1 pseudogene is annotated in these 1,138 nt (G+C 58.9%); it reads right to left on the bottom strand.

Annotated features, from left to right (window positions below):
- Positions 1-1,061 (bottom strand): annotated as a pseudogene (locus AC1D0P_RS25895) (hypothetical protein); the annotation flags it as partial.
- Positions 1,062-1,138 lie beyond the last annotated feature (77 nt).

The following is a 1,138-nucleotide window of genomic DNA, read 5'->3' as shown; positions in this document are numbered from 1 at the left end:
GTTTTGCTGTTATCCAGAGCATGGGTATATGCTGGTCCCACGGTCGCGTCGACATTACCTATGCCTGCAGGGGCGGCATCCGTGTAAAAACCATCGGTGATCAACAGGGTGAATGAACGACGGCAGGATAAATGGCTGGTTGCGGTTTCGCCAGCGGGGGGGGCCCAGGGCTTGGATCCCCAGGGCCCATTGTTGGCATTGTTCTGGTAGTACTTCCCGGCCTTGTCAAGCGCGCCGCGCAGCGGCGTGCCCCCGGTGGCTACGCGCGCATCAAGCCACGAATAAAATGCACTTTTGGCCAGGCCAAAGTCCTTCATGGAACTGAGGTTGTTTAGGGGGTCTATGTCTGTGTAGGCCAGTCGAAAATTGTCGGCTTGGCTTGCGAATGCCCCGGACAACCCTGTTTTTGCCGAACTGAGGCGATCTATGTGGTAGGCACGCCAGTTCGCGATGTTCTGGCGTTCCTCGTTGAACGTGCAGGTTGCACCAGCGCAGTCCGTGCGGGTGCCGCCGTGCGGACCAAACGGGTTGGTGCTGCCGCTGCCGGAGGTGTTGGACCCATTCAGCTTGAACTTGCTGGTCGTCACTTCATAGCTGTCGTAGTCCGCCGTGTTCTTGATGGCATTGGACGTGGTGTAGGTCGTGGGATCCTTGCCTGCTTTAGGCAGGAACATGGTCACGACCGAGGAGTTGCCCACGGCCGCATTGGCCTGGAGAACACCTCCGACATAACCTGGTCCATAGACCTTTTTGGGGTTGTAAAACAGCAGGTTGTTGACAGGGGAGCTTTGACGGGGGTCGGCGCTGCTAATGCAATCCGCGTGGAAGCCCGGGATGCTGGTGGAGCCCGGGGACTCAGCCAGCATCGCGGCGCTGACATGTTTGGCATAGACGCATTCCCAGTCCATGGAGCCCGAGGTATCGAGCACCAACGCGATGTTAGGCCGGACGTTCACGGTTCTGGACAGCAGCGGCTCCTGCGCGACGACCGCGAACGCACTGTCCGCCGTGATCAACGCGGCCGCGTAAAACGCAACGCCGCGCAAAATGGAAAATTTCATGGCCAGGCCTTTCATGCTCGGGTCGAGCATCATTTCATGGTGATTACGGATTGGAGCCACACCTCGGTGCCTTGGGG

It is taken from the genome of Polaromonas sp. P1_G2 (genome assembly GCF_056405515.1).
This window is presented reverse-complemented; position numbering and strand designations above follow the sequence as displayed.